This is a genomic window from Intestinimonas sp. RTP31139st1_F5_RTP31139_211217 (assembly GCF_040226735.1).
In the GTDB taxonomy this organism is placed as follows: Bacteria; Bacillota; Clostridia; order Oscillospirales; family Oscillospiraceae; genus Intestinimonas; species Intestinimonas butyriciproducens.
The window spans coordinates 12,163-35,983 of record NZ_JBCOAQ010000006.1 but is presented as its reverse complement, the minus strand read 5'-3'; the positions used below and the strand labels follow the sequence as shown (position 1 = coordinate 35,983).

Here is a 23,821-nt window from a genome sequence, read left to right as displayed (position 1 = left end):
GTGCAGGAAGAAAAGGAACGCCGTAGGCGTTCCGTACAGGGCGTATATGTAACACCGCCCTGCGCATACATGTCATAGTACCTAGAAACTGTGATAAATAAAGGACAAAACACGATTTTTACCCCGCAAAAAAACGGGGAGTACGAAAGGAGTAATGCACTATCGCAACACATGAAAATTTATCCGTCAAGATTGATTACATCAGCATTGTCTTTGATACGGCAACGGCAGAAGATGTGATACGGCACATTTTATGCTTGCCGACCGATATTTTTAATGTCTATCCTGCAACGGTCAAATTTAAGACGTATCAGGCGCGTTGGGAAATCGGAGATATTTATGTATCGGGCGACGCAAAAAAGACAGAGGACAACCCACAAGGGCTGGGCTGTTATCTCGTGATGACAGGCAGGGGGTGTGATGATATTTTCCGTATCCTCGATAACAACGGCTTGACCTTTGGGGATATGTTCGGACGCTGTGAAAGGAGATATGGGGCTGGAAACTACCATTTCACAAGGCTGGACGTTGCCATTGACGACAGGAACGAAACGCCGTTCTTTACCATAGAGCAGATAAAGAAGAAATGTGAAAAAGAGGAATTTATCGCCAACAGTGAGGGCTACCATTTTGACGAGAGCAAGTTTGATGATTTTGACACCGCAAAGACCGTCTATATCGGGGCTGGAAAATCGGGGCTTTCCTACCGCTTTTATGACAAGGACAAGGAAGTGTGCGGCAAATACAACAGGACGCTTGATGAAGTCGGGAGTTGGAAACGGACGGAAATGCAACTGCGTGATGAAAAGGCTCATGCCTTTGCTATGGCATTTCAGGCAAGACCGCTGGAGATTGGGGAACTGGCTTTCGGACTGCTGGCGGACAACCTGCGTTTTGTCGTAGCAAACAGGAATGAGAGCAACAAGAGCAGGTGGAAAACGTGCCGTTTCTGGCAACGCTTTTTAGGGGCTGTGGAACTTTTAAAACTCCATGTACCCACACCGCATAATTCCCTTGAAGAAACGCAACAGTGGCTTACAGAGGGTGGTGTCATATCCGCTGTCAAAGGCTTTTACTTCCTCGAATCCCATGACGCTTTAGGTGGGCTGGAACGTGTCGGGGATATGGTAGATAAGGCAAGGTACAGCACTTCCCTTTCCAGCAAGCTGACCGCCCATTTACAGCGGATAGACAGGACAGAATTGATACCCTACGTCCAGTATGACACAAAGAACAGGTAGGGGGGTGGCATGATGAACGAAAAGATTGATATTCCTGTATGGGAAAAATACACCCTTACCATTGAGGAAGCGTCAAGATACTTCACAATCGGACAGAACAAGCTACGCCGATTGGTAGAAGAAAACCGACACGGCGACTGGTATGTGATGAACGGCAACCGTATCTTGATTAAGAAAAAACAGTTTGAGAAATTTATGGATAAAACAGACGCAATCTAATGCAAAAGAGCCTTGTATGTGATATTATTTCAGTAAGTCATATCAAGGCTCTTTCTTACGAAAGGAGCAGATAAGAAATGTCGGAAAAAAGACGGGACAGTAAAGGTCGCCTCTTAAAGACAGGAGAGAGCCAGCGAGCAGACGGAAGATACTTATACAAATATGTGGACAAGGCAGGAAAGACAAGGTATGCCTATTCATGGAAACTTGTGCCGACAGACCTCGTACCTAAAGGCAAGAGGGACGGGAAATCCCTAAGGGAATTAGAAACGGAGATACAAAGGGATTTACAGGACGGTATCGACACAACAGGCGGAAAAATGACGCTGTGCCAGCTATACGCCAAACAGAACGCCCAGAGAGCCAACGTAAAGGAAAGCACAAGACAGGGCAGGAAAAAGCTCATGCGGACATTAGAGGGCGATATACTGGGGGCTAGGAGCATTGACAGCATACGCCTTTCAGACGCTAAGGAATGGGCGTTACGCATGAAAGACAAGGGCTATGCTTATCAGACCATAAGCAATTATAAACGCTCGTTAAATGCGTCATTCCGCATTGCCATAGCGGACGACCTCGTGAGGAAGAACCCCTTTGATTTCAAGCTGAATGAGGTCATAGAGGACGACAGGACACCACGGCAGGCATTGACCGAGGAACAGGAAGAAAGGCTCTTGTCCTTTGCCAGCAGGGACAGGGTATATAAAAAGTATTATGACGCAATCGTAATACTGTTAAAGACAGGGCTTCGTATCTCGGAACTGTGCGGACTGACAAGGCAGGATATAGACTTTGAAAACGGCGTTATCCATGTAGACCACCAGCTATTATCCAGCAAGGAAACGGGCTATTATATCGAAACACCAAAGACAAAAAGCGGTGTGCGTGATGTTCCCATGAGTGAGGAAGTGAAACAGGCATTTGAGCGTGTCATGGCAAACAAGGCAAAGGCAGAGCCGACAGAGATAGACGGGTACAGTGGTTTCCTCTTTCTGAACGGGAAAGGCTTTCCTATGACGAATGCCTATTATACTTCTACTTTCGCTAATCTGAGAAAGAAATATAACAAGAGCCATGAGGACAGCTTACCAAAGATAACGCCCCATATCCTGCGTCATACGTTCTGTACCAGACTTGCGAACAGGAACATGAACCCTAAGAGTTTACAGTATATCATGGGACACGCAAACATCAGTATCACGCTGAACCTGTACGCCCATGCGTCCATAGAGAACGTCAAGGCAGAATTAAGAAGCATGATAGCTTAAAGTTTTACCACGATATTTACCACGATTGACCGTGAGAAAACGTGATGAAACGTAGCTGTTTGGAAGTATCAGCCGAAAAGAGAAATGCCCGTAAAGCTGATAAAATAAGGCTTTGCGGACATTTAAGAAGATATGAAAAGATAATCAAAAATTTATATTAAGTTTGTCAAAATCTTTAAAAGAAAGCAGGCGCGGAGAATATTCCTCTGCTATTACAGTTTCAAATGCGTCTTCTGCATGTATCCTTAATGTTTTGACTGAATTAAAAAAATGCTGCAATTTAGAATAGTATGTAGTCATATAGTTCGGTATCAGTTGCTCCTGGTCCAGACCGAGGGGCGCAGAAAGAGAGATTCTACATTGTCCGTCCGAATTAAAGGAACAGAGATTTAAAACTTCGTTTGCTATATATTGACGGCTCTGATACTCAACTTGAAGCACTTCGCATTCTGCGTCAATGGTTTTTCTAAAACTATAAATTGATGCACTTCTCAAGTCATTAGCCCACTTGTCAAATTCTGTTTGGTGACGTACTTTTGCAGGCAAGAGTTCTGCTAAAGCATTTTTAGGCGTACGCGTAATACTTCGTGCCATGTCACAATCTTGCCCAATCAGTACGAACCACTCGCCTTTGCTGTTTGTAAAAACATCGCCAGCTGCTACGGGCAAAAAGTAGTCATTAATCGTATAGTCAAAAGCCTCCAATGTGTTTAGCTTTTGAAGATCTGTGTCCGACAATTCTTCAGTATCCTCTAAACTGTTGATGACTCTCGACAAACGAATCATTCTTTTTATTGTATTAGCGTCTTCACGAGGGGTGGTTGCTAATAGTCTAATCCAATCATTAATGATTTCGTATTCTGAGGCTCCTTCTGTTCGGGCTTTTTGTGCAAGAAAAAATGCAATTCCCTTATTCTTAAGGGCTTTATCAAAAGCAGTACTCATACTCACAAGAGTTTCATTTTTAAGTTCGGAAATAAAATAGTTATATGCGCTCCTTGCAATACAGGATTTCAATTCTTCTGGTTTTTCTTTAGAAGCATATTCAAAGTATAGCTTATCACTAATTTCTTCATACATTTCTTTGGATGAGAATATGCTTCCAATAATGTTCCGGCGCGTAGTACTGCATTTTTCAGATATTACTTCAATAACCTCTTTTGCTCTGTTGGCACCAGACATATAGTTATCAACGATACATACAACTGCACACTCCGGTGAAGCTTGTTCGATGTCTGCAGAAAATAAGCGTTGTGTTTCTGCAGAAAAATCTGTATAGATGCGAACAGATTGAGCTCTGTTTTTACTCAACACATAGTCATCGTAAAGTTCGTCAAAATTAGAAGGGTGATTAACCCCAATTCCATATTTAGCTCCAATCTCATATATTTTTTGAACAGTTTCACCTTCAAAAAGAACATATTGTTCCTCAATTTGTCTTTTCAGTTCAGGATCTATTCCTTCAATAAGTGCAAAAGCACAACTGATATCCCCATAGGGAATTTTATCATCCCACACTCCGATTTTATCAAAGCACTTATCAAATAAAGAAAGAAATTTCGACAAAATCTCATGTAATACTGGTGAAACAGTTTCGATTTCAGAAAGATATTGACGACGATCATCGATAGCCATTCGCGTAATATCATATAGGGCTCGCTCTTTTTTGTATTCGATTTGCTTAAAATCGTCTTCAATAATTACAACGAACTTGCAGTCGATAGATGAAAGTAGTTCTTTATAGCCCATTACAATTCCTCCGAGGTATTGGATACAAGCAAAAATTTATATCTGTTTCCGTATTCATTACGCTCGTCAAGTAACTCAATTTCTCCACCGAAAGATTCCAGTAGCTTTCGAACAATATACAATCCCATACCACGACCTTCAGACAGTGGCTTACCAGACTGCAATGGTTCAAACAAGATATCTTCCATACTCTTAGAAACTCCAGTGCCAGTATCATACACGACGATGCCATCAACGCCATATTCTTCAATCATAATGGCATCTGGCCCAGAGTGTGCGTACGAGCGATCACTTTGTGCTCGTTTGCGACGTATATCAATCCAATATAGGGAGTTATTGATTAAATTATAAAAGACATGCAATAAAACCCCCTTTGGAACAAACCATGTTAAATCATCAGCGTTGCATATAATCTCTATTTTCTCCTTTTTTACTGTTGTCAAAAGGTTTTTCCTGATACTCATTATCACACCTTTGATATTTTCGTGGATAAACTCATCATAAGTGCCTTTTTTGATAAAAGTAGTTTCAAGAAAGGAATAGAGGTTTCCAATTTGATCTAATTTCCCTGAGATATTACTATAGCTATTTTTTATAGGGACGACATGATCATTATAAGTCCTTACACTACTGCTCTGAACAAAGTAGTCCTTCAAAAAGTCAAAATGCTTACTTGCGTCCGGCGTAATGCCCGTTTTACTCAATGAGTGAAGTTCGTGAGTGATTGTTTCAGTAATGAGTCCGTTTGCCATAAGTTTATAGTTGTTGTAAGACTCTATTTCAATAGCTTTCAATTGCGCATCAGCTTCAGAAAGAAGAACAGCGGTAGACTCTTGAACAGAAGAATCCGCTTTGATATCAGCATCAAGCTTTTTGAATGTGTCAGTAAGAAATGCGTAGCTTCGTTGGGGCAATGCCACTTTGTCGGTTCCACTTATTTGCGTCCCGCGCCCTAAGTGCTCAGATACATCGGCCAATGCCTTTTGCATACGCTTATTACGCTTCATCATCTCGCGAAGTGCGGCATCATTTTTCTTAACACGTTTCGAGAGATTTTCCTCTAACAATCCTTCCTCTGCCAGAAGTGTTTTCATTAAATCATTGGCTTTCCGATTGAGGATATAGAAAAGATAATTGAATACAACATTTATAAGGAGTTTGAATGCTTCAGATGTCTCATTCTCACTAATATCTAATCGAGAACTGATTTCTTGAATATGCTTCTGTCCTGCATCAGACAAAGCAACATATCCAACAGTATTGCCAAGGTCAAATCGATACCACTGCTGACCTTTTGTCCTGAACTGTTGAAGCTTGATCCAATCGCTCTCTTTATTTCCCAAAAAGCCAATACGGAATATGTTTCGATATAACTTAATCCCGTTATAGTCTTCCAGAAAATATTTGAGATCTTTTAATGAATATCGCTTGGTTGTTTGTTTTAAAGTGTACGCTGCATCAATAATGATTTTGTCGCCAATTGCAGCCCCCTGTTTAAAACTGTAAATCGAACCTGTGATGGGCATTATTTTTAAAAGCTCATCAATTGCGGATAGAGCTTTCTTTTCAATGAATGAATCGAAAAATTCTTTTTTCTGCTCATCCTCTGTAACAGCATAGAAATCGCTAAGAATACTTACAAATAAGTCCTTAAGTTCTTCCTTTGTTGCGGTAGTTTTGAGCGTATTTTCGATTCTTATGGAATTGCGTTCCAACATATCTCTATAAAAGTCATGTGGCTTCTTTAAACGATTGAAAGCGTCTGCTTTTACTAAAGCTCGATGGACACGCTCAATAAACCATGGCTTTATATCTAAACCATAGCTTAATATGCCATTTTGTTTTGACTCAAATCGAAAACTGTGGATTGATTCCGCCAAACTTAGGGTGTCATATGGGAAAGTGATGTCGATTTCATAATCATCAAAATAAAACCTGAGCTGGGGTATAGGTAATGTTTCTTTCGAATTATCAAAGGGGGAAATCAAAAAATTGAGCGCAGACTTAAGCTCTCGGTTAATTTGAACCTGTACGTTTGAGTTGTCCAAGGACAACTGCTCGAATTGCATTGCATTATCGATGTAGTCCTCTAAATTTACATTGAAAATGATCAAGCGAGTATGATGAGGAGTTGCAGGGCCTTCAAAGTTGGGAACCTCTTCCACACCATTAATCACATCATTCCAATCGATAAAAACATACGAAGTTTGACTTTCCTCCACAGAGGAAGTCTCTACAAGCAATGCCGTCCCAAGTCTCTGTGTAGCCAGCCTACCGATACCTTTTTCACCAAGTGTTCCTTCTTCGTTGGTTTTAATATCTGTAGCAATTTTCAAAAAGCCATCATCCAGGGCGGCATTAGTCATACCGCGTCCATCATCTTCGACAATCAACATCGGTAAGTCAAGATACTGCTTAGGGATAGCCGCTCGAACATAATTAGGGAGCGACTCATAATGTGAATAGTTGTTGTACAAGCGCAAGTTGATATGTTTTGCCTTGGCATCAATAGAGTTTTTTACTAATTCAATTACAGCAACCTCAGGTGATGTTATCAAATCTCTGCCCAAATGCTTTATGACACGTGGATCGATCACAATTTTTTTCATGGCCCATCCTCCCGTATGGTTTCTAATGTATCCTTTAGTGTTTTTGCAATTGCTACAGCCATTAAATACGGAACACCATTACCTATCATTTTAAATTTCTTTGATAAGCAAAGCGTTGGGAGCACAAGAAATTTTTTGGGTAAAGATTGAATTGCCATTGCCTCCGCAACAGAAATACGGCGCTCTTTGTAAGGGTGAAGGTGTACTTCATTGTGCCCGTACGCTGCAGTCGGAGAGTATCTCCATCGATGCAGCCGTTTAAATGACTTGCCGCTTGTGTCGCCTTCTGCAATAGTTGCAATTTTTTCTCGGCCCTTTTTCACTTGGAATATATCTTTACCATTCGGATGATCTTCGACATCATTTTTATTGAACCAATACTCAACAGTAAGCCTTTTGGGAATTCTCTCAAATGAGAACTCATAAGGACTATCTACTGCAAATTCTCGTTGTTTGGGCCAATCCCTCCTCAATATATCCGCTGTTTCGAAGAGGGCGTATTTGTCCCATGCAAATGACAATGCATCAGGCGGATTCTGATATATTCCCTTTTGAATGCCCACCATAAACACACGCTCTCTAAATTGTGGGACTCCATATGCAAGAGCGTTAAGGACTTTTTCATCTATAATATAGCCATTGGCCTGAACTTTCATCATCATTTCGTTATAGAATGCTCGATGCTTTTCTGTTTTTACCAGTCCTTTAACATTTTCGAAAAGGAAGAAATCTGGACGGCAACGGCAGATAATATCAAAATATACCTTAGTTAATCGACCATTTTCGCCAACAACACCAGCATTTTTCCCCGCAACCGAAAAGTCTGGGCAAGGAGGACCGCCAATGAAACCGACCAAATTTCCTTTTTCTCTTTCTTTTGCAACAAGGTTGATAAGTTTCCTTTTCCCGCGCTTTTTTGCATAGCGTTCCGCACTATCATTGTGATATCCATATAGCGGAACCAGATGAGTCATTTGTGTTCGTGCATACTGATATGAGGCCATGAAAAGGTCATCATATTCATTAACGAATACAATATTATAACCGCTTTTTTCGAACGCTAAATCTAAGATTCCTATCCCAGCAAAGAAAGAGAAAATAGAGATTTTCTTTTGCATAATGATTACAGTCCTTTTCTCTTTTCAAACTCATCAGAGCACAATGCCTCCATATCATCTTTATCGATAGCCTCTTTGTTTTCGCTTTCAAAATATTGTTTTAAGATTCGTTCCAGCGCCATCGTCATCGTCTGCCCCTTTTCATCCGCATAGGCTTTCAGCCGCTCACAGAGGGTTCTATCGATGTAGCAGTTGATATGTTGCCCGTCTTTCTTTGCTCTCGGCATTGTTATCCCTCCTGACCGTTCCGAAGTTCCCGATACAGTTCTTTTGCCAGGGCAACCATGACGGCCTTGTACTTAGCGGTGTCTTCGAACAATTTTGTATAGGTTTCTGTACTCTCAATGTAGGACGCCTGGGCGGTCTGGTCGAAGATCTTGGGGAAAACATTCTTCTCGAAGATTTGCTGACCATCTACTTTTGCCGCTTTTCGGAGTTTCTTATCCGCCAGAAGTTTTTCCCGCAAAGTTCCAATCAAGACTCTGTCTGCTTCAGTAAAATCGCCTTTATAGGTCTCATTGATCTTCTCAATGACCTCCTCCAGCGGGTCCCTTTTCGTGTTCATATTGACGCCCTTCTTTGTCTTTGCAGGCTCCAGGGCCGTCGGCTTTTCTTCCAGAGTGATCGCTCCCTCAAAGGTCTTTTCCAGACGGTAGTATTCCAGCTTCACCCGGTTCTCCAGGTCCCAGGGAGTAGAAGGTTCCGCAGGGATCAGTTTGGAGAGATAGGAGCAGAAGAGATACTCCTTATGGAGGTCCTTATCAAACATCCGCACGATCTGAGAAATGTAGTTATACCATTTCACAAAGGCCCGGATTAGACGGCGGAACTGGTAGCGGTCATCCTTGCTGAGTTGATTGTAGGCCTTGGCAACAGGAAGCAGGGCATTGGAAATCTTCGCCTGCACCGAGCCAACCTTTTTCGCGTCTGGAGAAAAATAGATTTTAGTAACGGTTTCTATGTCGCTGTCATTATACAGTTTGAACTCCCGGAGCTGCTTCTGAGTCTTGTAGATCAGATCAACATTGATCTCCTCGGAGAGGCTGGTCTCCTGGTAGTAGGGCTGGAAGGCCTCCAGGATTTCTTCCTTGGTATTTACAAAGTCCAGAATGTAGGTATCTTCTTTACCGGGATAAGTACGGTTCAGACGGCTCAAAGTCTGGACGGCCTTCACATCTCGTAGTTTCTTGTCTACAATCATGGTGTGCAGCAGTGGCTCGTCGAAGCCGGTCTGGTACTTCTCCGCCACGATCAACACATCACCCTCGTCGTGGAATACCTGCTTGGTCTGAGCCTCGCTGACCCGGTTTCCGGCCCTATCCTGGTTCATGCCGCTTTCGGTATACTCTGGACCATCTGCCTCGTCCGGGTCCTTGATACTTCCAGAGAAAGCAATCAGGATCTCGATGTCATCATAGTGATTTGCCTCCAAGTAAGCCTTAATCTCATGGTAATAGCGAACCGCCGCAAGTCGGGAGGCAGTGACAACCATCATCTTACCCTTCCCGCCAATCTTGTGCTTTGTTACGTCCCGGAAGGTCTCCACGATAATGGCTGCCTTCTGCTGTAAGTTATGAGGATGCAGTTCCTCAAAGCGCCGGATGGTTTTGATGGCTTTTGTGGTAGGCACTTCCGGGTTGTCCGGGGTGTTCTTGGCAATCTGGAAGCAGGTTTTGTAGGTGGTGTAGTTCTCCAGCACATTCAGAATAAAACCTTCCTCAATGGCCTGCCGCATAGAGTAAATGTGGAAGGGGTGGAAGGAGCCGTCCGCATATTCCTCCCCAAACATCTCCAACGTCTTATTCTTTGGCGTGGCTGTGAAGGCAAAGAAACTCAGGTTTTTGTGCTTGCCGTGGGTGATCATCTCCCGCACAAGCCCATCCTCGGCATCTTCCAGTTCATCCTCCGCTTTGCCCTCCAGTTCCGCATACTCCTTGAGAGCGTCGTGGGTATCCGCCAGGGCCATTTTCAACTTCATGGCGCTCTGCCCGGTCTGACTGCTGTGGGCCTCGTCCACAATGATGGCAAAGGACTTACCGGTGGTGTCGTCCACCTGCTCATAAATAACCGGGAACTTCTGCAAGGTGGTGACAATGATCCGCTTGCCGTCGTTCAGTGCATCCCGCAGGTCTTTGGAGGACTTCTTTTCACCGATGGTGACCACGGAACCCAGGGTGTGGTCAAAGCCGGAGATAGTCTCCTGGAGCTGGGCATCCAGCACCGTGCGGTCGGTCACGATAACCACGGAGTTGAAAATGGGTTTGTTGTTGTCATCGTGCAGGCTGGCGAGCCGGTAGGCGGTCCAGGCGATGGAGTTGGACTTCCCGGAACCGGCGCTGTGCTGCACCAGATAGTTTTTGCCGGGGCCATTAGTTCTGACATCCTGGACCAATTTCCGCACCACATCCATCTGGTGATACCGGGGGAAGATGACGGACTTCTTGGTGATCTCCTTCTGGGTACCGTCCTTCTGTGGCACCTTCTCCTTTTTTACCTGGAGATTGATGAACTTCTGGATGATGTCCAGCAGGCTGTCCTTCTGCAGAACGTCTTTCCAGAGGTAGGAGGTCACATAATCCCCATCCGAAGATGGCGGATTACCTGCACCACCGTCCTTGCCGGGGCCATTGCTGCCCTGGTCGAAAGGGAGAAAATAGGTCTTGGCCCCGTCCAGTTTGGTGGTCATCACCGCCTCGTAGAGATCCACAGCAAAGAACACCAGGATGCGGTGGTTCAGCCGGAACGCCGGTTCCTTGGGGTCACGGTCAAACATCCACTGCCGCTTGGCGTTGTCCACGCTCTGGCCCGTGAGCTGATTTTTCAATTCAATCGCCACCACTGGGATGCCGTTGACGGCCAGCATCATGTCCACACTGTTGCTGTTCTGGCCGGAATAGCGCCACTGCCGGATGCACTGGCAGATATTCTGACCATAGTGTTTGACAGCCACATCGTTCAGGGTGGACTCCGGCTTGAAGTAACACACCCGGAACTCGATCCCCCGGTGCTTGAACCCGTGGCGCAGGACGCTGATCAGGCCGTCGTTCTCCACCGCATTCTCAAAGGCCTTGTAGAATTTCTTCTCTGGATCGGAGTTGCACTGCTTTTCAAATCGCTGCCACTGGATGGGCTGGGTGGCTTTGATAAATTCCACCAGGGTGCCGAGGTCCAGGGCCATGCCGGAGTCCATAGAGGCCCGGCAGCCTGCGTCAGAGGCCTTCTGCCAGCCGCCAGCGGGAGAGATCAGAAAGGATTCAATATCCTGTTCAAATTGCTTTTCGTTGTCAGGCATACTTTATTCCTCCTGGTACTTAATCGGAAGGCGTAACATGTTTCAACGCTTCCAATAAGTCTTCTCTCTTGATTACTAATCCACAGATTTTTCTCGCAGGCTTGCCATCATCAGGCATTGCCATTACATCAACGGAAATAAATTCTCCGGTATCCAGGACAGCGGACTTTTCATGGAATTGTAAATAGCGCCCTGAAACCTGACATTCGACAGCAAGAGGCCCCAATATATTCTTATGCCTTTCAGCGTAACTGATTGGGAATTTAGTAATGTTTCTGCTCATATTTTTCATTCCTTTCTCGAAGATGTGATATTTCAGCACACCCGCCTTTTCCCGGTCACGACCTCATAAATGAGGGATTTTTTGTAGGACTCCAGATCAGACACAAGAGTCTCCTTTTCAGCAATTACTTCGTTGATAGTAGCGGTATTCCGATCCAATATCGCAATAATTTTCTCTTGTTCAGTCAATGGGGGTATTGGAACTGAAAATTGAAGTATCGTTGTTGAATTCGTGCTTGCTAAATTAGTGGTTTTTTTGGCCGTTAAGTCAAAATACTCCCTGCCAACTGGTGATGCCGTGAGGTAATCTAAAAATTTAGTAAGCATATATTTTTCATTTACCTGCACAGCGAAAACATGATTCTGGTGAAGGCAACCAGGGATCTCACCATGCCAGATTGTTCCGCGCCCAAGCTTATCCCGGTCTCCACCTTCTGTCATAAGTAGTTCACCAGATTTCAAAGCATATTTTTCAGCTTCCTCACTGGTAACCATGATTGTGGCAACATCCTGCAAATCAACATACTCAGCTTTAACATTTGCAACCCGTAGATAAGGACAGGAAATTAATTGTGTACCGGGAGGATACTGCTTACCAAGTGTTATACCTGAACGGATAGAAACAAAATTCTTAATTTTTGTGACTCGCCAGTGTGTTGGCACTTTCCCAATCCAAGGAATTCCGCTGTCCTTCATTTCCACATTCGAGTCCAGGCCCTTGGTGACGGCCTCGTAGATAATGGAGGCCTTCCACTGCTTATAGTCCTCGATGCTGGCCTTGTCCTGGGCGATGATCTCGTCAATCTTGGCACATTGAGCGTCCAGATAGGAGGCAATGGTGGATTGCTCGGAAAGAGGGGGAAACACTATCTTGACATTTTTCATGTAGTAAGAAGAAACTCTTTTTAATCCGCCAACGCCAGTCATAGTTGCGGCGCCACCATCAAGAAAATATGGAGTTTGTAGAGAATAAAACAAATAGCGCCCAACAATATTTTGGGGACGAACTGAAAACAACTCTGAACTTCCAAATGCATAGCCGTTTTCAAGAGATGCCATTACACAAATATTCCCATTTTCAAAGCAAGGCGTTACCTTGGCAATAGCAATATCTCCGTTGCAAAAACTGCTGTATGTTCCATTGTCTTTGGATTTTTGGGCTGTTTTTGGAATTCGTTTATCATTGCGGATACACTCCATCGGTACAAAAGAAACCGTATCTTCTGGGGTAATATTGGATGTGTCCACCTTTCCATCCAGTAGAGCAACATATTTAAGAGCAATTGTTTCCCAATGTGAAGGAATACTTCCACACCCAAGAATCCCGCTGTCCTTCATCTCCGCAAAACCATTTGCCGGAGTCATCTCACTCACCGTCCTTCCCAAACAGGTCGTGGAGTTTCTGCATCAGGGCGTGTTCATGCTCCTCGATGCGCTGGGCGATCTGGTCGGCAGGCTCGATCTCCTTGTACTCATAGAAGGTGCGGGTGAAGGGGATCTCGTAGCCCACCTTGGTCTTGCTCTTGTCGATCCAGGCATCCGGATTATAGGGCAGGACTTCACGGGCGAAGTAAGCGTCGATATCCTCGTCCAGCGGCACATTCTCCGTGTCCCGCTTTTTGGGGTCGGCAACGGGCTTGCCCTTCTTCAGTACCTTATTTCCGTCCTCGTCCAGCAGGGGGCTTTCCACGGCGATCTTGTTGTAGCCCAGGGCCACACTGTCCAGCACCCGGCTCTTGCAGACGATTTTCGATCCGGATTCCAAATCTTGCTCATAGGTGTTGTCCCGGTACTCGCCGTATGCTTTGACGATCAGGTCTCGACACACCTCGGTAATGTCCACCCGCTTGTTGCCGATGGACTTCCGGCGGGACTCATAGCACTTGCTGGCATCAATGAGCTGCACTTTCCCGATGTGCTCCGAGGGCTTGTCCTTGGTGATGATCCAGATGTAGGTGGCGATGCCGGTGTTGTAGAAGCTGTCGTTGGGGAGTTGCACAATGGCATCCAGCCAGTCGCTCTCGATCAGGTAACGGCGGATCTCCGACTGGCCGGAACCGGCGTCCCCGGTAAACAGGGAGGAGCCGTTCTGGATGATGGCCATGCGGCCCTCCGGTTTCAGTTTTGACAGGCCGTTGAGCAGGAACAGCATCTGCCCGTCGCTCTTGCTGGGGAGACCCGGGCTAAACCGGCCCGCAGCCCCCTTCTTATGCTCTGCCTCCACCGCAGCGGCCTCCCGCTTCCAGTCAATGCCGAAGGGGGGATTGGAGATACAGTAGTCAAACTGGTAGCCGTCGAACTTATCGTCGTCCAGGGTGTCGCCGAACTGCATGTTGTCGGGATCGCCCCCACGGATCAGCATGTCGGCCTTGGCGATGCCAAAGGTGAAGGGGTTCAGCTCCTGGCCAAAACAGGTGACATCCGCATCGGCAGCCAACTGCTTCAGCCGCTCCTCCATGCAGGTGAGCATCTGGCTGGTGCCCATGGTCATGTCGTAGACCGTCTTAGTGATGCCATCCCCGTTGAAGGCGTTCTGGTCACCGGTCACCAGCAGATCACACATCAGGTAAATGATGTCCCGGCTGGTGAAGTGTGCTCCGGCCTCCTCATTGTAGGACTCGGAAAACCGCTGGACCAGGTTCTCGAAGATGTACCCCATATCCACGGCGCTGATCTTCTCCGGCCCCATATCCGCCTTGTCAGAGCAGAAGTCCACAATCACTTGATAGAGCAGACCCGCCTCTACCATGCGGTCAATCTGGGCACTGAAATTCATGCGGGAGAGGATGTCCTGAACATTGTCGGAAAAGCCATTGAGGTAGGCCCGGAAGTTGTCATTGATGTTCTCCGGGTCCGCCCGTAGGGTCTCAAAGGTGAAAGGGCTGGTGTTATAGAACTGGTATCCGGCGGCAGTCCGCAGGAACCCCTCCTTGACCGCCAGATGCTCCACCTTCTTGTAAGTATCCAATACCGCCTGGTGGGTTGGCAGCAGGCAGTCGTGGAACCGCTTGATGACCACCATCGGCAGAATCACCAGACCATACTCATGAGGCTTGAAAGCGCCAAAGAGGGTATTCGCCACATTCCAGATGAGAGTGGCCTTTTCCTGGATGTTCTTCCCTACAGAGGCCAGCTGTTCATTTGCGGTCATAAAATCGCCCTTTCTGTATCTGTTTCTTTTGTCTATGAAAAAATTTCCTATTATCTAATTAGCAGTATAACAGATACAAGTGGAAACCGCAACATAAATACACAAAATTCAACATTTAAAATTGTGCCGAGTTAGAAATATGCTATAATAGGGACAAATCAGAAAGTCGGTGAATTCATGCACGCATTTATTTTTGGGGATAAGCACATAGCTGTCTTTCCATGCGTAGTACTGAACGCTCCTATAATCTACCTGAATACTTACTCTAACGAGGGGCAGAAGGTATTTGAGGCGGCGCAGACGGCTGGTTGTCCACCGTTTACTTTAGTGGCCATCAGCGATTTGGACTGGAACCGGGACATGGCCCCGTGGGACGGCCCGGCGGCGTTCAAGAACGGGGAGTCTTTCACCGGCGGTGCGGACGACTATCTGCGGCTGCTGGTTGAAGAAATCATACCCAGGGCAGAAAAAGAGTTGGTCGGGCCTCCGGCATGGCGGGGGATTGCTGGATACTCTTTGGCTGGTCTGTTCGCCCTGTACGCTATCTACCGGACGGATGTGTTCTCGCGGGTGGGGTGCATGTCCGCCTCCTTATGGTTTCCTGGCTTCAAGGAGTACATCTTCTCCCACGAGCCGAAGCGCCGGCCAGACTGCATCTATTTCTCTCTGGGGGACAAAGAGGCCAAGACCCGCAATCCAGTCCTGAAAACAGTTCAGGAAAATACAGAGGAGATCCAGACCTTTTACCAGAGCAAAGGCATCGACACGGTGTTCCAGCTGAATCCCGGAAACCACTTTGTCCATGGGCTCGAGCGGACGGTGGCGGGCATCCAGTGGCTACTGAACAGATAGGCTGCGGTCCGCAGGCTTTTATTCTTTGAATAGGCGTGTGAAAAACTGATACGCCCGTCGCACAGAAAGGACTTGCTTAACCGCTACGGCGGAGGTACAATACCCAAAACCCAGAGTCGTGAAAAAACGCTTCCCGGCCGGGACTGGTAGACACCTACCGCCCCTGGTCAGGAAGCGTTTTTGACCCCATATTTGACCACAGTCAGGACCGGAACACGTGGAAACAGCGGATTTAAGAGCGTCAAAAAACATTCAATACCGAGCGGAAAGTGCAGGAAAGCACTACAAATCACCACAAAAAATTTGGTTCAAGCGTTTGGGATCAAGAGACCGGGAGTTCGAATCTCCCCACTCGGACCAAAGCCCTCTGAAATCGATTGATTTCAGAGGGCTTTTGCTTATTCCTTGTCTATTGCGGCGCAGGATTTGAGGTATTGTTCAAGCACAGAAAACAATTTCATATATTATCCAACTTCTTTTGTGTAGAAGAAGTTGATGAAATTTACATTACAGAATCTTTCTGCTATAATTTCAGAAACACACATTTACTGTTGGATGAGATTGCTGTGAGATGTATTCGTTGGCTTGCATTACAGTCAGAGGGAAAAAGAGTTGTACTGAGGTAAGAGAACATGGGAACTTATGTAAGCATATCAATAGGAGAATTTGATTTTTTGACATCAAAAAACTCCTTTGGAGAGTTACTTCTTCCGTTTTCCTCAAGAGATTTAAGAATCGAAGATGCTTTTGACGAGGATGGAGAGCAGTATACGCGAAGATACTTCTCCTCTACCGTATCAAGACTCAAACTAATTTTAGATTCTTATGGATTTACGATTGAGGTAGCCAAACAAAACTTTGCCACATTAAAAACAGAAAAATTAGACTTCATTCAATATTGTCTCGAGAGCGATGGCGAAACCTTTGGCCTTTCACAGGAAGATGTTGCAACCAATTTTACTTTTGAGAATTGGTATCAGGCAGCTTTGCGATATGCGGAAGTTTTGGCCAATGGACAATATGAGTTAGATCAATTTCGAACCGAAAATTTATCAATTGCAGAAAAGATTCTTCTGGATTCACTGCCTTACGGAGAGGGATACTGGGGATTTACTGATGTTGAATTTAATGTCTGGAGTGTTTTTCGAACGCTTTTAGATGCATTTCCATCTGAAATGGATGTTATTTTAGACTATACAGATTTGTACGAAAGCGGTTGGTGCGACGAATATCCGACAGAAGAAGATTACGATGTACCCAAAACAATAATCTTAACAGAAGGAAAATTTGATGCCGAGGTTATTTCGAAGTCTATTGAGCTTCTCTACCCGTTTATGAGCAAATTCTACTCTTTCATGAACTTTTCAGAATATAAAGTGCAAGGTAGTACGAACTTTTTGACTCATTATCTCAAAGCCTTTATTGCAGCTGGCATTCAGAACCGAGTAATTGCTTTGTACGATAATGATTCAGCGGGATTAGCCGAATTGATGGATTTGGAAAAACTTCATTTTCCCGATAATTTTAGGATATTGCATTTGCCTAACATTGCCCTCGCAAATAATTACCCCACACTTGGCCCAAACGGTGAATACTGTCTCAATATTAATGGCCAAGCATGTTCCATAGAGCTTTATTTAGGTGCTGATGTTCTTTCAAATGATGGCAAACTAATTCCTGTGCATTGGAAAGGTTATAATGATAAAACTAAAACCTACCAAGGTGAAGTGATGCAAAAGGGATTGATTCAATCCAAATTCTTTAACAAGTGTAAAACACCTGAAAATGGCAACCAAATTCTTGAGTATGATGATAACTGGACAGAGATGAGACTTTTGCTAAATTGTCTTTTCAATGCATTCGCTCCATCGAATTAATTAGTATCCTTTACAACAATCATTTTCATCTTCCATTCTAAACAGTTCCGGCAACCTCATGTTCCGATCTTCCTTTGCAGATACACCATATCCACTAGTTGGACCCCGCACTCATAGATAGGATGGTCGTAGTGGTCGGTGAAGAAGTTCTTCACCAGATGGTGCCTGCGAAACCCGCAGACCTCGTAAAACGGAATGGTGGACGGGCTGTCTCCAGTGCCCACCTGCAGCACCGCATAGCGTCCTGAATAGGTTCGGATGAGGAAGTCCACGAGGGCCTTTCCATAGCCTTTGCCCTGAAAGCCCGGCTCCACGGCGATGTTTTTCAGTTCCAGAACGCCGTCGCCCTCGTCAGCCACCACGCACTCGGCTTTGACTTCGCCGTCCTCCAGCACATACATGGTCCCACGCTCCAGATAGCGGTCGATCATGTCCTCCTGCTCATCCGCCAACAACAGCAAGGCGAGGTATTTCTTTTTATCCTTCTCAACTTTTCTGATTTCCATGGGCACACCTTACTTTTTTAGGAGCCGTTTCAAAGCGGCGGCGTTCAGCAGATTCACCGTCACGAACTTCCCTTGATAAAATACCGCCCAGTTGTTGAACACACCGGGCAGAGCCTTGGCCTTTTCCAAAGTGTCCACTGGAATGAGGATATAGGGTACCTCCAGCTCCCCGCAGGTCCTGTGCACCAGTTCTACGCTCTGATGGATGTAGGGACACTGGGGGCTATAATAGATGGTCAAGTCCGAGCTTTCGATCTCCAACTGCTTGGCATTCTCCGCAAAGTGCGGCTTGGTTCCGTCAAAGGAGCGGGCCAGCAGCCGATAGCCGCCCGGGGTGGTATCCACCGTTTCAAACCCATATTTCGCTGCGAAGGCCTGGTCCGAGAGCCAGGCCTTTTGCTTTTCGGCACCCAGCATACACACACCGGATTTCCCCTTGGATTTGGCGTCGGCCAGGCAGTACTCCATCAGATGCCTGCCGTAGCCCTTGCCCTTAAATTCGCCGGAGACCCACAAGCAGTAGATGTAGAGATAGTTCTCTCCCTCCACTGGTGCCCAGGCGGTCTCCAGCGGAGCGTACTCGATGAACACCACACCCTTGGTGTCCAGCTTGCGGAACACATGGCCTTCCCGGAGCCGTTGGGCCAGCCAGGCCCGCTTGGCTTCCACGCCGGGGTGGGGCTTCTTGCTGCGGATAATGCAGCACAAATGCTCCTGCGCCAGATTGTCTTCCGTCAAATTGATAAATTGATCACTCATTGCTTGTCACCGCTTTTCGTATACCAGATCTACGATTCCGTTGTAATGTTCTGTTCCCACCAGCTTCAGCGGCAGTTCCGGCCCTAGTTCGGGGTACAGCCGCACGCCTTTGCCCAGTACTGTGGGGATTACCGACAGCCACAGTTTATCGATGCGCCCCTCTTTCAGCAGCTGCCCGGCCACGGACGCACCGCCGCAGATCCAGATGTTTCCCTCCCGCTCCGCTTTCAGCTTGCCCGCCAGGGCGGTCAGTTCTCCATTCCAGAAGCAGATACCCTCCTGGTCCTCTTCCTGCCGGTGGGTTACCACATAGCAGGGACGGCCCTCATAGGGCCAGCTGTCCGGGGAAAGCTCCGTGACGATCTGACGATAGGTGGTCCAACCCATAACGATGGTGTCCACCGTCTCATAAAACGCCGGGTAACTGCCGGGGGCATCCGGTTCACTGCCGTCACCGCCCAGCCAGCCCACGCCGCCCTGCTCGTCCGCAATATATCCGTCCACACTCATGGCGAGATATAAAACGATCTTTCCCATGACCATCCCCTCCGTTGCCCCTATTGTACCCAATGGTCACAAAAAGCACAAGGCAAAAAGAAACATGACAGACAGTTGTCGTGTTCCTATGGTATAATAGCTACAGAACGGCGATTATGCTTCGATTTTCAGTCGTTTTCTCGCCCCTGACGGGGCAGCCGAAAAACATGGCGTGATACCACTCCAGGGCCGTCGTCATGGTATTATGCAGGAAAAACCAGGAAGGGCGGTGCATCTCATGAAGATGGAGCGGCTCATCGGTATCCTATCCATCCTGCTCCAGCGGGAGAATGTCACCGCCCCGGAGCTGGCGGAACAGTTCGAAGTGTCCCGCCGGACCATCCAGCGGGACATCGAGTCCCTGTGCCGGGCGGGCATCCCCATCTCCACCGCCCAGGGCGCAGGCGGCGGCATCTCCATCATGGAGGGCTATCGGGTGGACCGTACGGTGCTCACCGATCCGGAGATGCAGGCCATCCTGGCAGGGCTGCGGAGCCTGGACAGCGTCAGCGGCACCCGGCGCTATGCTCAGCTGATGGAGAAGCTGTCCGCCGGGACAGGTGGGCTGGTGCCCGGCAGCGCCCACATGCTCATTGACCTCTCCTCCTGGTACAAGACCAGCCTGCCGCCGAAAATTGAGCTCATCCAGGGGGCCATCGAGCAGCACCATACTATCCGCTTTACCTATTTCTCGCCCAAAGAGGAATCGGTGCGAATCGTCGAGCCATGCTACCTGGTGTTCCACTGGTCCGCTTGGTATGTGTGGGGCTGGTGCCAAATGCGGGAGGATTTCCGCCTGTTCAAATTGAACCGCATGACGGGCCTCACCTCCGGGGAACTTTTTGAGCCCCGGCCTGCGCCTCTGCCCGACCTGGAGCCGGAGCGGGTCTTTCCGGTGAAATATCAGGTCACCGTTCTCTTTGACCCGACCTGCCGCTGGCGTCTGGTGGAAGAGTACGGCGCGGACCGCTTCACCGTGGAGCCGGACGGGCGGCTGCGTTTTACCGGAGGCTTTCCAGACGCGGACAGCGTGCTCAGCTGGGTCCTGACCTTCGGAGACAAGGCGGAGCTGCTGGAGCCGGAAGAGTTGCGGGAGCGGCTTGGAGTTTGGAGTCAAACCTTGGCCGACCGTTATCGAGGGAGGGATTAGCATGGCGTCTCATCCGGATTTTGTGAACTATGTGGCCGAGCAGCTGCGGGAGGCCGGAGCCATCCGCAGCCGGAAGATGTTCGGCGAATACGGCCTTTACTGCGACGATGTGTTCTTCGCCGTCATCTGTGACGACCAGTTTTTCGTAAAGATTACCCCGCGGGGCGAAGCGGCGTTCCCCGACCTGCCCAAGGCTCCGCCTTATGAGGGGGCGAAGGACTCCCTGCTGGTGGAAGATGTGGAGGACCGGGAGCGGATGACGGGGCTGGTGCGCGTCACCTGCGAGGCGCTGAGAAGCAGGCACCAAAAGAAGAGGAGGAATGACCATGCCCTTTGATTACAAGAAAGAATACAAGGAATTCTATCTGCCTCCCACGACGCCGGGTATCGTCACGGTACCGGCTATGAATTTCCTGGCGGTGCGGGGCCAGGGTGATCCCAATGAGGAGGATGGCGCCTATAAGCAGGCCCTGGGAATGCTCTACGCCGTGGCCTTCACCATCAAAATGAGCAAGATGGGCAAGCACAAGCTGGAGGGGTACTTTGACTATGTGGTGCCGCCCCTGGAGGGCCTGTGGTGGCAGGAGGGCGTCCATGGGATAGACTACGCCTGCAAGGCGGATTTTCGGTGGATCTCCCTCATCCGGCTGCCGGAGTTTGTGACGAGAGAGGTCTTTGACTGGGCGATCCGGGAGGCTACGGAAAAGAAGCAGAAGGATTTCTCTCCGGTGGAGTTCTTCCCTTGGGAGGAGGGAGTGTGCGTCCAGTGCATGCACATTGGCCCCTACGACGACGAGCCCGCCACGGTGGCCGCCATGGAGGAATACGCCAAGGCCCAGGGCTATGAGGCGGACTTTGGGGAGGGCCGGTTCCACCACGAGATCTACCTCAGTGATGTGCGGCGGTGTAAACCGGAGCGGATGAAAACCGTCATCCGGCACCCCACCAAAAGGACAGAGTAATGAAACACATTTATACACAAATCCGCAAAATGTGCCCGAAGGGATGTGGTCTTCTGCGGGAATTTCTCTATTAGGCCATCTATCCTATCTCCCGTAGGGAGCGGAACCGCCGCCCCGGTCGGTGGTCGATCTGCCGGAGCTGCAGGTCTATATTGCAGGTTTTGGCACACAACCCGGGGATCACTGTCTTGTTGCCGAGACGGAGGGAACGGTCGTTGGCGCAGTGTGGAGCCGTATCATGGAGTACTATGGCCACATCGACAGCAGTACGCCATCCCTGACCATCTCGCTATTGCCGGGATACCGCGGGCTGGGCATTGGGACACAGCTGCTGGACAGCCTTCTGTTTCTGCTGCGGGAGAACGGTTATCTACGGGCATCGCTCTCTGTTCAGAGAAAAAATCCAGCGTTGCGCCTGTATGAGCGGGCGGAATTTCAGATCCTGGAGGAAAAAGACACGGAATATTTGATGCTGCGGGACATCACCCAAGCGGTGCAACAGGGGAGCGTGGATATGGAAACAACAATGGAGAAGCAGCGGGAAAACAAAATCCGGCAGTGGGTTTCCATGTGGCTGGACAAGCAGAACACGGGCATTGAGGACCTTTTTGCCCCCGACGCCGTCTACATCGAGAGCTGGGGGCCGGAGTATCACGGAAGTGGGAAAATCAAGCTGTGGTTTGACGAGTGGAACACCCGGGGAACCGTGCAGCGCTGGGATATCCGGCAGTATTTTCACAAAGGGGACCAAACCGTAGTGGAGTGGTCCTTCCGGTGCGCCATGACAGATGGTCTGATCCAGAGCTTTGACGGTCTCTCCCTCATTCGTTGGAATGGAGCGGGACAGATCCGCTTTTTGCAGGAATTCGGCTGCAACGAAAATCGTTATGACCCCTACGCCCAAGGGAAAACCCCGGTGTTCCGGGAAGAGCAGGCGCTGTGGTTCTAAGGGAGGAAACGGCATGAAAGGTTTTACCCGTACAGAAACCCGCTTCTCCCTGTGTGGCCTCAACTGCGCCCTGTGCTCCATGCACCTGGGCGGCCACTGTCCCGGCTGCGGCGGCGGAGCAGGCAATCAGAGCTGCGCTATGGCCCGGTGCTCCCTGGAGCACGGCGGCGTCCAGTTTTGCTGGGAATGCCCGGAGTACCCCTGTCCCCGCTATGATGGCTTCGGCGACGGGGATTCCTTTGTCCCTCACCGGAACCGGCAGCAGGACATTGCCCAGGCCCGGGAACTGGGACTGGAGGCGTACCTTGCCCAACTGGAGGAAAAACGGGCGATCCTGGATAAACTTCTGGCCTATTACAACGATGGCCGCCGTAAAACTCTTTTCAACACAGCGGTCCATCTCTTGCTCCTGGAGGATCTGCGCTCTGTGATGGCCGCTCTGGACAGCCGGCCGGAACTGGCAGAGCAGACGGTCAAGGATCGTGCTCTTGCCGCTGTGGGGCTGCTTCAGGAGGCGGCGGACCGCCAAGGTATCAGCCTGAAGCTCAACAAGAAACAAAAGAAGGGGTGATCGTATGGCGGTTTCCAAAGTGACAGTCCATTTTCCCTGTCCGGTGGAGCGGGTGTGGCATACGGTGACCGACCTCACCCATACCGCCTGGCGCAGTGATCTTGCGCGGGTGGAGGTACTGGACGAGGGCCGTTTTGTGGAACACACCAAAAGCGGCTACGCCACCAACTTTGCGGTCACAGTCTGTGAGCCGCTCCGTCAATGGGCCTTTACCATGGAGAGCGGCAACATGTCCGGCTCCTGGGAAGGGGCCTTCGAGTCGGCGGAGGGCGGCACCCGGCTGACTTGCACTGAGGCCGTCACCGCCAAGCACTGGTGGATGTTCCCCTTTATCCCCGGATATCTGAAACGGCAGCAGAAGCTGTATCTGGACGATCTGCGAAAGGAACTGCTGAAATGAGCGCTTCTATGGATGGGACTCCGCTTGCACAGGACAACCGGACGCTGATCTCTAATCTTGACAGGCTCCATACGACTGTGATGGGTACAGAACGGATCAAGCGGAATCTGAACATAGAGACGGACGCAGTCGCATATTGCAAGGCTTTGATTTTGAAGAGAAACTGCGTGATTTATCAGCAGGGCAAGAACTGGTACTGCGGGGTGGATGGGGTGCGTATCACCATTCATGCCCGAAGCTACACGATCATCACCGCACATACAGAAAGGGCAGCGTCCAATGGATCGCAATGAGGAATAAAACCATGGAAATCAAACTCGCACAAACAC

At 48.4% G+C, this 23,821-nt stretch carries 23 protein-coding genes; 12 read left to right on the top strand and 11 right to left on the bottom strand.

Going from position 1 to position 23,821, the window contains the following annotated elements; translation table 11 throughout:
• Window positions 1–191: 191 nt before the first annotated feature.
• The 3 genes from ABUA09_RS06455 to ABUA09_RS06445 all read left to right on the top strand — a co-directional run bounded on the left by ABUA09_RS06455 (window position 192) and on the right by ABUA09_RS06445 (window position 2,728).
• Window positions 192–1,241 (top strand): replication initiation factor domain-containing protein, encoded by a 1,050-nt coding sequence (locus ABUA09_RS06455; RefSeq protein WP_257963366.1) that lies wholly within the window; start codon window positions 192–194, stop codon window positions 1,239–1,241.
• Between the two features lie 12 nt (window positions 1,242–1,253).
• The gene (locus tag ABUA09_RS06450; RefSeq protein ID WP_101629282.1) at window positions 1,254–1,460 is read left to right on the top strand and encodes an excisionase; all 207 of its coding nucleotides are present in this window, start codon (window positions 1,254–1,256) and stop codon (window positions 1,458–1,460) included.
• A 77-nt stretch (window positions 1,461–1,537) separates the two neighbouring features.
• Window positions 1,538–2,728, top strand: coding sequence for a site-specific integrase (locus tag ABUA09_RS06445; RefSeq protein WP_101629279.1), 1,191 nt, complete (start codon window positions 1,538–1,540; stop codon window positions 2,726–2,728).
• A 144-nt stretch (window positions 2,729–2,872) separates the two neighbouring features.
• On the opposite strand, the gene ABUA09_RS06440 is transcribed toward ABUA09_RS06445, so the two are convergent.
• The 8 genes from ABUA09_RS06440 to ABUA09_RS06405 are packed head-to-tail and all read right to left on the bottom strand — an operon-like array spanning window position 2,873 to window position 14,929.
• Window positions 2,873–4,477, bottom strand: a complete 1,605-nt coding sequence (locus tag ABUA09_RS06440; protein ID WP_349949219.1) for a hypothetical protein — start codon at window positions 4,475–4,477, stop codon at window positions 2,873–2,875.
• Window positions 4,477–7,086: an ATP-binding protein gene (locus ABUA09_RS06435; protein WP_009260441.1), complete on the bottom strand. Its 2,610-nt coding sequence runs from the start codon at window positions 7,084–7,086 to the stop codon at window positions 4,477–4,479. The genes ABUA09_RS06440 and ABUA09_RS06435 overlap by 1 nt, the downstream gene beginning before the upstream one ends.
• Window positions 7,083–8,204 (bottom strand): DNA cytosine methyltransferase, encoded by a 1,122-nt coding sequence (locus ABUA09_RS06430; RefSeq protein WP_009260440.1) that lies wholly within the window; start codon window positions 8,202–8,204, stop codon window positions 7,083–7,085. Before ABUA09_RS06430 ends, ABUA09_RS06435 begins: the two co-directional genes overlap by 4 nt.
• Before the next feature lie 5 nt (window positions 8,205–8,209).
• Window positions 8,210–8,431: a hypothetical protein gene (locus ABUA09_RS06425; protein WP_009260439.1), complete on the bottom strand. Its 222-nt coding sequence runs from the start codon at window positions 8,429–8,431 to the stop codon at window positions 8,210–8,212.
• A gap of 2 nt (window positions 8,432–8,433) precedes the next feature.
• Window positions 8,434–11,496: a type I restriction endonuclease subunit R gene (locus ABUA09_RS06420; protein ID WP_009260438.1), complete on the bottom strand. Its 3,063-nt coding sequence runs from the start codon at window positions 11,494–11,496 to the stop codon at window positions 8,434–8,436.
• A gap of 19 nt (window positions 11,497–11,515) precedes the next feature.
• Window positions 11,516–11,779 carry a hypothetical protein gene (locus ABUA09_RS06415; RefSeq protein ID WP_172698049.1) on the bottom strand — a complete coding sequence of 88 codons (264 nt, stop codon included), beginning with the start codon at window positions 11,777–11,779 and terminating at the stop codon, window positions 11,516–11,518.
• Window positions 11,780–11,811: 32 nt separating this feature from the next.
• Window positions 11,812–13,143 carry a restriction endonuclease subunit S gene (locus ABUA09_RS06410; RefSeq protein ID WP_009260437.1) on the bottom strand — a complete coding sequence of 444 codons (1,332 nt, stop codon included), beginning with the start codon at window positions 13,141–13,143 and terminating at the stop codon, window positions 11,812–11,814.
• Window position 13,144: 1 nt separating this feature from the next.
• Window positions 13,145–14,929 carry a type I restriction-modification system subunit M gene (locus tag ABUA09_RS06405; protein WP_349949218.1) on the bottom strand — a complete coding sequence of 595 codons (1,785 nt, stop codon included), beginning with the start codon at window positions 14,927–14,929 and terminating at the stop codon, window positions 13,145–13,147.
• A gap of 177 nt (window positions 14,930–15,106) precedes the next feature.
• Here ABUA09_RS06405 and ABUA09_RS06400 point away from each other — a divergent pair, with 177 nt between their 5' ends.
• Window positions 15,107–15,781 (top strand): alpha/beta hydrolase, encoded by a 675-nt coding sequence (locus ABUA09_RS06400; protein WP_009260435.1) that lies wholly within the window; start codon window positions 15,107–15,109, stop codon window positions 15,779–15,781.
• 632 nt (window positions 15,782–16,413) lie between these two features.
• Window positions 16,414–17,658 (top strand): HEPN/Toprim-associated domain-containing protein, encoded by a 1,245-nt coding sequence (locus tag ABUA09_RS06395; protein ID WP_147586054.1) that lies wholly within the window; start codon window positions 16,414–16,416, stop codon window positions 17,656–17,658.
• A 56-nt stretch (window positions 17,659–17,714) separates the two neighbouring features.
• Here the strand turns inward: ABUA09_RS06395 and ABUA09_RS06390 are convergent, their stop codons facing one another.
• Genes ABUA09_RS06390 through ABUA09_RS06380 form a run of 3 tightly spaced genes read right to left on the bottom strand, consistent with a single transcriptional unit; the run spans window position 17,715 to window position 19,460 of the window.
• Window positions 17,715–18,164: a GNAT family N-acetyltransferase gene (locus ABUA09_RS06390; protein ID WP_058117136.1), complete on the bottom strand. Its 450-nt coding sequence runs from the start codon at window positions 18,162–18,164 to the stop codon at window positions 17,715–17,717.
• Between the two features lie 9 nt (window positions 18,165–18,173).
• Window positions 18,174–18,923: a GNAT family N-acetyltransferase gene (locus tag ABUA09_RS06385; RefSeq protein WP_058117137.1), complete on the bottom strand. Its 750-nt coding sequence runs from the start codon at window positions 18,921–18,923 to the stop codon at window positions 18,174–18,176.
• 6 nt (window positions 18,924–18,929) lie between these two features.
• Window positions 18,930–19,460 (bottom strand): dihydrofolate reductase family protein, encoded by a 531-nt coding sequence (locus ABUA09_RS06380; RefSeq protein WP_165366635.1) that lies wholly within the window; start codon window positions 19,458–19,460, stop codon window positions 18,930–18,932.
• A 238-nt stretch (window positions 19,461–19,698) separates the two neighbouring features.
• Between ABUA09_RS06380 and ABUA09_RS06375 the strand changes: the two genes are divergently transcribed.
• From ABUA09_RS06375 to ABUA09_RS06340, 7 genes are all read left to right on the top strand, one after another.
• Window positions 19,699–20,610 carry a helix-turn-helix transcriptional regulator gene (locus ABUA09_RS06375; RefSeq protein WP_349949217.1) on the top strand — a complete coding sequence of 304 codons (912 nt, stop codon included), beginning with the start codon at window positions 19,699–19,701 and terminating at the stop codon, window positions 20,608–20,610.
• A 1-nt stretch (window position 20,611) separates the two neighbouring features.
• Complete coding sequence (locus tag ABUA09_RS06370) at window positions 20,612–20,947, top strand: TfoX/Sxy family protein (RefSeq protein ID WP_033117438.1); 336 nt, start codon at window positions 20,612–20,614, stop codon at window positions 20,945–20,947.
• Complete coding sequence (locus tag ABUA09_RS06365; protein ID WP_349949216.1) at window positions 20,937–21,572, top strand: GyrI-like domain-containing protein; 636 nt, start codon at window positions 20,937–20,939, stop codon at window positions 21,570–21,572. The genes ABUA09_RS06370 and ABUA09_RS06365 overlap by 11 nt, the downstream gene beginning before the upstream one ends.
• Before the next feature lie 121 nt (window positions 21,573–21,693).
• On the top strand, window positions 21,694–22,521 hold the full coding sequence (locus ABUA09_RS18330; RefSeq protein WP_116721910.1) for a GNAT family N-acetyltransferase: 828 nt from the start codon (window positions 21,694–21,696) through the stop codon (window positions 22,519–22,521).
• A gap of 13 nt (window positions 22,522–22,534) precedes the next feature.
• Window positions 22,535–23,092: a DUF3795 domain-containing protein gene (locus ABUA09_RS06350; protein ID WP_075705334.1), complete on the top strand. Its 558-nt coding sequence runs from the start codon at window positions 22,535–22,537 to the stop codon at window positions 23,090–23,092.
• 4 nt (window positions 23,093–23,096) lie between these two features.
• Entirely contained in the window at window positions 23,097–23,492 is a 396-nt protein-coding gene (locus ABUA09_RS06345) for an SRPBCC family protein (protein WP_075705335.1), read from the top strand.
• Window positions 23,489–23,785: a DUF3781 domain-containing protein gene (locus ABUA09_RS06340; protein ID WP_083631042.1), complete on the top strand. Its 297-nt coding sequence runs from the start codon at window positions 23,489–23,491 to the stop codon at window positions 23,783–23,785. The genes ABUA09_RS06345 and ABUA09_RS06340 overlap by 4 nt, the downstream gene beginning before the upstream one ends.
• Window positions 23,786–23,821: the final 36 nt, after the last annotated feature.

Bases quoted from the DNA above. Each gene is read 5' to 3' on its own strand.
- ABUA09_RS06365 (WP_349949216.1), top strand. From the start codon at position 20,937: ATGCCCTTTGATTACAAGAAAGAATACAAGGAATTCTATCTGCCTCCC.
- ABUA09_RS06450 (WP_101629282.1), top strand. From the start codon at position 1,254: ATGAACGAAAAGATTGATATTCCTGTATGGGAAAAATACACCCTTACC.
- ABUA09_RS06400 (WP_009260435.1), top strand. From the start codon at position 15,107: ATGCACGCATTTATTTTTGGGGATAAGCACATAGCTGTCTTTCCATGC.
- ABUA09_RS06415 (WP_172698049.1), bottom strand. From the start codon at position 11,779: ATGAGCAGAAACATTACTAAATTCCCAATCAGTTACGCTGAAAGGCAT.
- ABUA09_RS06395 (WP_147586054.1), top strand. From the start codon at position 16,414: ATGGGAACTTATGTAAGCATATCAATAGGAGAATTTGATTTTTTGACA.
- ABUA09_RS06385 (WP_058117137.1), bottom strand. From the start codon at position 18,923: ATGAGTGATCAATTTATCAATTTGACGGAAGACAATCTGGCGCAGGAG.
- ABUA09_RS06345 (WP_075705335.1), top strand. From the start codon at position 23,097: ATGGCGGTTTCCAAAGTGACAGTCCATTTTCCCTGTCCGGTGGAGCGG.
- ABUA09_RS06445 (WP_101629279.1), top strand. From the start codon at position 1,538: ATGTCGGAAAAAAGACGGGACAGTAAAGGTCGCCTCTTAAAGACAGGA.
- ABUA09_RS06405 (WP_349949218.1), bottom strand. From the start codon at position 14,929: ATGACCGCAAATGAACAGCTGGCCTCTGTAGGGAAGAACATCCAGGAA.
- ABUA09_RS06380 (WP_165366635.1), bottom strand. From the start codon at position 19,460: ATGGGAAAGATCGTTTTATATCTCGCCATGAGTGTGGACGGATATATT.
- ABUA09_RS06425 (WP_009260439.1), bottom strand. From the start codon at position 8,431: ATGCCGAGAGCAAAGAAAGACGGGCAACATATCAACTGCTACATCGAT.
- ABUA09_RS06390 (WP_058117136.1), bottom strand. From the start codon at position 18,164: ATGGAAATCAGAAAAGTTGAGAAGGATAAAAAGAAATACCTCGCCTTG.
- ABUA09_RS06350 (WP_075705334.1), top strand. From the start codon at position 22,535: ATGAAAGGTTTTACCCGTACAGAAACCCGCTTCTCCCTGTGTGGCCTC.
- ABUA09_RS06430 (WP_009260440.1), bottom strand. From the start codon at position 8,204: ATGCAAAAGAAAATCTCTATTTTCTCTTTCTTTGCTGGGATAGGAATC.
- ABUA09_RS06370 (WP_033117438.1), top strand. From the start codon at position 20,612: ATGGCGTCTCATCCGGATTTTGTGAACTATGTGGCCGAGCAGCTGCGG.
- ABUA09_RS06375 (WP_349949217.1), top strand. From the start codon at position 19,699: ATGAAGATGGAGCGGCTCATCGGTATCCTATCCATCCTGCTCCAGCGG.
- ABUA09_RS06435 (WP_009260441.1), bottom strand. From the start codon at position 7,086: ATGAAAAAAATTGTGATCGATCCACGTGTCATAAAGCATTTGGGCAGA.
- ABUA09_RS06340 (WP_083631042.1), top strand. From the start codon at position 23,489: ATGAGCGCTTCTATGGATGGGACTCCGCTTGCACAGGACAACCGGACG.
- ABUA09_RS06440 (WP_349949219.1), bottom strand. From the start codon at position 4,477: ATGGGCTATAAAGAACTACTTTCATCTATCGACTGCAAGTTCGTTGTA.
- ABUA09_RS06410 (WP_009260437.1), bottom strand. From the start codon at position 13,143: ATGACTCCGGCAAATGGTTTTGCGGAGATGAAGGACAGCGGGATTCTT.
- ABUA09_RS06420 (WP_009260438.1), bottom strand. From the start codon at position 11,496: ATGCCTGACAACGAAAAGCAATTTGAACAGGATATTGAATCCTTTCTG.